Source organism: Vibrio makurazakiensis, assembly GCF_050337375.1.
GTDB classification, from domain to species: Bacteria; Pseudomonadota; Gammaproteobacteria; order Enterobacterales; family Vibrionaceae; genus Vibrio; species Vibrio makurazakiensis.
Genome location: NZ_JAKJSW010000308.1, coordinates 1 through 3,659, shown reverse-complemented (window position 1 = coordinate 3,659; position 3,659 = coordinate 1). Strand labels below are relative to the sequence as shown.

General features: G+C 42.3%; 4 protein-coding genes. 1 reads left to right on the top strand and 3 read right to left on the bottom strand.

Annotation, left to right across the window (positions count from 1 at the left end; genetic code table 11):
* Positions 1-1,520 (bottom strand): methyl-accepting chemotaxis protein (locus L4C33_RS20495; protein ID WP_428814244.1); only part of this gene is annotated, 1,520 nt, incomplete at its 3' end.
* A gap of 272 nt (positions 1,521-1,792) precedes the next feature.
* Between L4C33_RS20495 and L4C33_RS20490 the strand changes: the two genes are divergently transcribed.
* Positions 1,793-2,089, top strand: coding sequence for a uracil-DNA glycosylase family protein (locus L4C33_RS20490; protein ID WP_428814243.1), 297 nt, complete (start codon positions 1,793-1,795; stop codon positions 2,087-2,089).
* Positions 2,090-2,175: 86 nt separating this feature from the next.
* Here the strand turns inward: L4C33_RS20490 and L4C33_RS20485 are convergent, their stop codons facing one another.
* Complete coding sequence (locus L4C33_RS20485; RefSeq protein WP_428814242.1) at positions 2,176-2,625, bottom strand: PTS sugar transporter subunit IIA; 450 nt, start codon at positions 2,623-2,625, stop codon at positions 2,176-2,178.
* Positions 2,622-3,659: PTS ascorbate transporter subunit IIC (gene ulaA / locus L4C33_RS20480; protein WP_428814241.1), on the bottom strand; the 1,038-nt coding region annotated here is incomplete at its 5' end. The genes ulaA and L4C33_RS20485, both read right to left, overlap by 4 nt.

Sequence of the window (3,659 nt, the reverse complement as noted above, 5' to 3'; positions counted from 1 at the left end):
GTCATGTGCTGAGCAATACTATTACTGAGTCCGAGCACTTCTTCTGTTCGTTTGGCATTCGTACTTGCGCCGTGGGAAACCTCATTTGAGGCTTCAGAGGCTTCAACAATCGCTTGGCTAATCTCTTCTACTGCCATTCGTTGTTCTTCGGTAGCTTGAGATATCTGCCCACTTTTATCTGAAATATGAGCAATCAGTTCCTCGACTTCTTTGACCGATGACTGAGACTCAGCAACCTTTGAAGCCGTGACTTCTAACATGGTTGAAATACGCGTAATTTCGTCTTCAACAGACTTAGTTGCATTGTCTAATGCGGTAATGTTGCTTTGGATTTGTTCCGTCGATTGGCTAGTTTTTACGGCAAGGTTACGAACTTCATCAGCCACAACTGCGAAGCCTCGGCCTTGCTCACCAGCACGAGCAGCCTCAATTGCCGCATTTAATGCGAGTAGGTTGGTTTGCCCTGAAATATCATTGATCACATTCAGAACTATGGTTATTTTTTCACCTTCTTCGATTAGCTTGTGCATTTCGGCGTTAACGTGGTTCATCTCTTGACGCATATTGATGATTTCATTGGCAGAACTTTCAATGGTCTGATGAACGTCTGTAGTTAAGCTTGTTGCTCGGCTAGCTTCTTCTGCTGTGTTTTGTGCAGTGTCTGCCACTGTAACGACGGAGTGGTTGAGTTGAGTTGCCGCCGCCGCCACTGTCGTTAGTTGATGTTTTTGGGTTTCAAGTTTTTCGGAGTTGGCTCTAGCGGTTTGGCCATTGGCGGTGGCCATTTCTTGAAGGTGAACTGAAGAGGTCGAGACGTCTTGCACAATGTTCCTAAGTGACCCTGTGAATACGTTAATACCCTCGGTGATTTCGTGAAACTCTTTTAACTTGGCCTCTGGTATTCGGTTAGTCAGATCACCTTCACCTGACGCTAAATCTCTAATACGATCGGTCAGCTTTTCAAGTGGTTTTAGAACCGWAAACGCCAAAACAGAGATGATAGTGATGGTGATAACAATGTCTAAAATCAGGAGCTCGTAGAACGTATGAGTCACTGACTCTGTCAGTTTGGAATCCAATGCGTGTGTATCGTAGTAAATAGTGACTTGCCCAACGTTGTGCTCTTCGTCGTATTCCACGAAAGTCAGCTTTTTTGTTACAGCATTAGCTTCAATTTCACTGCTGAGCGATTGGATTTCTACGGCATCGGACTTGTTTTTGTCAGGGTTTTTCCCAAGGAATAAGAAGCTATTGTTTTCGTTATCTAAGACTTTGATCGCGGAGATCTCGGGAGATTTGAGTTCGGCGGAAGCGGATAACGTAGCAGTGCTGATATCAAAGTCCCAAATTGCTCTAGGTAAACTGACTTCCAATCGATTTGCAGTATTCTCGACGCTCAACTTAAGATCAGCATAGAGGTTGTCTCTAAAGTACTGATATTGGAAAAATGCTGTGATCAATAAAACGAGAGTGACGATCACTATCACCTGTATAACAAATATTGCTCGTATGCTTTTCACGGTCGCCTCTTCACAGAAAAGAGTCATAATTAATGTTAAAGGTAGTTATTGATTTAATTATTATCAAATTARTCCATATTTGTGACGTATATTGCTTTGGTCGGAAGTGGCGAAAGGTTCAAGCTTGTGATTTACGAAGAGGGAGATAGCTTTTTAAAGCGTTAAAGCACATGTCATTACTATGATCTCATGGAGCAACTTGCTTACAAGGTATTACATTCGGGTCATCTTAATTTGTTAAATTGAATGAAACGAATATGAGGACATAGCTAATGAGAAAGTCGCTGTTAATGGCTTTAATATTACTTGGAGCGTTAGTTGGGTGTTATGAGAAGGATGAGTTAGAACGGCTTGATGTTTCCCATTTCATCGATGGTCAAACTCAATTGAGTGAAGTCAAAAAGGAATTAGGCAGTCCCATTAAAATCCGGGATCAACAAGATGAGGTTTATACCTATCTGTATGAGTCTGATGATTACTTAGTTGCGCTGACGTTTCATCAAGGTGTTTTGCTTTTTAGAGAGAAAGCAAAAAATGATGGAAGATACGACTTTAAACGAGTCATGTGATCGCTTTCGATTTACACTCTAAAATAAAAAAGGTAACTTCAAATGGAAGTTACCTTTTTTGTCCGCGCTATTCTATGAAGTGGTTTTTAGTACTTCTTTAGAATGTCGATAATAGCGCTTTCGTTTTCAGCTGCAATTATAGCGTCGATATCATCTTCGTTTTGAAACAGTTCAGATAACGCCATAATCGTATTGATATGGCTGTCTGAGTCCATCGCAGCGAGTGTTACTGAAAAGTACACATCTCCGTTGTCTTCAGATTCCAAATCTACGCCGTCCTTGAATACTGTTACTTGCAGAGCTGCTTCATTTACACCGTCTTCAGGGCGGGCATGAGGCATAGCAATCTTTGGAGCTAATACATAGTACGCGCCAATTTCACGGTGCTTTGCTTTAATTGCTTCTAAGTAACTTGCTTCAACTTTGCCTTTTGCTAGTAGCGCTGAACAAGTGAGTTCAAGTGCGCTGTCTACGCTTAGGTCTTTCTGGTCAGTGATGATTACGCCATCGTTACCAATTAGGTCGAATAAACTCATGATACAATCCAACCTAGAATCAGACCAACTACACCGAAGTCGAAGTCAGCGAATGTTGTTGCTTCAAGGCCAAGTCCACCTAGTACAGGAAGAAGTAGCATTGGTAGGAATGAGATACAAAGACCTTGAGTAAATGAACCTAGTATCGCACCACGTAGACCACCTGTAGCGTTACCGTAAACACCAGCAGCGCCACCCACGAAGAAGTGAGGAACAACGCCCGCTACAATGATTGTCCAGCCAAGTGCACCTTGAACTGCCATTGCTAGAAGACCAGCAGCGAATGAACATAGGAAACCAATTAGAACCGCATTTGGTGCCATTGGGAATACCATTGGACAGTCAAGAGCAGGTTTTGCGCCTGGTACAAGCTTGTCTGAAATACCTTTAAATGCAGGTACGATTTCAGCAATCAGCATTTTCACACCTTGCAGAACGATGTATACACCGCCTGCGAAGACTAGAGACTGCATGAACGTAAATACGAACCAGTTTTGACCACCAGAGATTGTTTCTACAAACTCACCGCCTGCAATAACAGAAGCAAGTAGGAAGAAGATAGACATTGTAGTAGCAACCGCTACTGGTGTGTCACGTAGGAACATCAAGCTTTTAGGAACCTGGATATCTTCAGTTGTCTTTGAAGTGTCACCAAATTTGCTGCCAATGTAGCCAGAAACGATGTAAGAAAGAGTAGAGAAGTGGCCGATCGCAAGCTGATCTGTCCCCATGACTTTCTCAGTATATTTCTGACCAAGTGCTGGCATAATTACCATCAAAGTACCGACAAGAATCGAACCTACCGCGACTAGAGTTGTACCTGTGATACCAGCTGTTGAAAGAATTACAGCAACTAGCATCGACATGAACATTGTATGGTGACCCGTCAAGAATATATATTTCAGAGGAGTAACACGAGCCAATACAATATTAACAACGAATGCGAAGAACATAATAAGTGCCATTTCATAACCGAATGCTTCTTGTGCTAATGCAACAATTGCTTCGTTATTTGGAATAACACCACTTACACC